Genomic DNA, 1599 nt, shown 5'->3' with positions numbered 1-1599 from the left:
TTTTCAATTCATGACTCAAAGGAAGAATTAATCCCAATGGAACATCAGTTATTAATAGTCTTTGAGGTGATTGATTAATTTTTTGAGCAATTTCTCCTTCGTATTCTGACCAACCCCACCAAGTTTTGGCTTGAACAGAAAGCGCGGATGATAAAGTTCCAGTGACAATAATCACTATGGTAATAAGCTGCCAAAATCTTGTTTTAATATCCTGTCTCTGACTAGAGATTTTTGACCCTAGTAAATAAGCAGTTCCTAAGTAAATTCCTAAATAAGAAGGTAATAAATACCTTTGAGATATTGAACGTTGTCCTCCTAGAAAAATATCTGGAATAGCTAAAAATAAAAATATTATAATTGTTAAAATTATAATAAATAACCAATTTTTTATAGGTTTATTAGCCCATAAAAAATAAAAAGAATAAAGACTTAGCAATAAAACAGGAACAGCCAAAATCCACAAATAGTCGTATTGGTAGTGCCAAGCTACAAAAGTGCGATTGAGAGATAAACTCCAAAACTTAACCAAAGAAGAGAAAGGAAGTGATATTGTTGTCCAGCTTACCGTGTTGATTGCTCTTTCTTGATTACGCAAAAATACCAAGATCCAAGGTAAAAAGAAAATAATACCTATTCCACTGGAAAATAGATATTTTTGAAATGTTTGACTTAATTTAACTCTCTCAATTACTAAAATATAAATTCCGTGTCCCAAAAAAACCAAGGCTGAAAATAGCTGACAATACAAGCTTAATGCCACTGTCAAGGAATAAATACCCCAATTTAGCCTGGTTGGTTGTCCTGAAGCTTTTAACAGTGCTGCACAAGATAATATTATTAAAAGTAGCCACAAACTATAAGGACGGGCAGTTTGAGCATATTTGATATAGATAGGAGACACAGAAAATAAAGCGACTGCAACCCATTTGACTTTAGAATTAGTAAAAAGTTCTGAGCAAAGCCACCAAAATGCTGGAAAAGCCAATAAGCTCATCAAAACAGATAAGCTCCGAAATGCCATTTTTGAAGAATCAAAAAAAGGAATTTGCGACCAAAATCTTACTAACAAGAAATATAGAGGTGGATGCTGAGGAACTTCTTTTGCTAATTGTTCGATTGTATCAAAAGCACTTGTTGAAGGTTGTACTTTTTGGTATTCTAGTAAATCTTCAACCGTAAAAATTGAACCATTATAAAATTTGCCACTTATCTCAGTAACGCCATAACCTGATGCACGAGCCAAAGTGTAAGTTTCGTCTTCCCAATAAGGTTTTTTATCTAGATTAACTCCTCTTAGTAAGATAACTAATATCAAGAAAAAAAGGCTTAAGAATCTCCAAAAATTATGATTTCGAGTAGAATTTTTCATGAAAATAATTAATTAACGGGACTTAGACAAAAATCAGAAAAAAACAGCCTCAAACCCAAGTGGCACAAGGGATATACGTCAAGCACTCAAAAATCGCTGAAACCCAAGTATATCAAGAAAAATACCAAATCGAAGTAAAAGCATTACTATATATACGTTTGAGGCTGTTTTTATTCCCAAAATGTTTAAGTACCGTTAGTTAATAATTTTGTTCAGTCAAATTCTACCAG

1 protein-coding gene is annotated in these 1599 nt (G+C 32.6%); it reads right to left on the bottom strand.

Features of this window, described 5'->3' with window-relative positions; genetic code table 11:
• Window positions 1–1315: glycosyltransferase family 39 protein (locus tag H1P_RS33225; protein WP_186376299.1), on the bottom strand; the 1315-nt coding region annotated here is incomplete at its 3' end.
• Between the last annotated feature and the right edge of the window lie 284 nt (window positions 1316–1599).

It is taken from the genome of Hyella patelloides LEGE 07179 (assembly GCF_900659865.1).
Taxonomy (GTDB): Bacteria; Cyanobacteriota; Cyanobacteriia; order Cyanobacteriales; family Xenococcaceae; genus Hyella; species Hyella patelloides.
The sequence above is the reverse complement of the archived record's forward strand: the minus strand, read 5'-3'. Positions and strand labels throughout refer to the sequence as shown.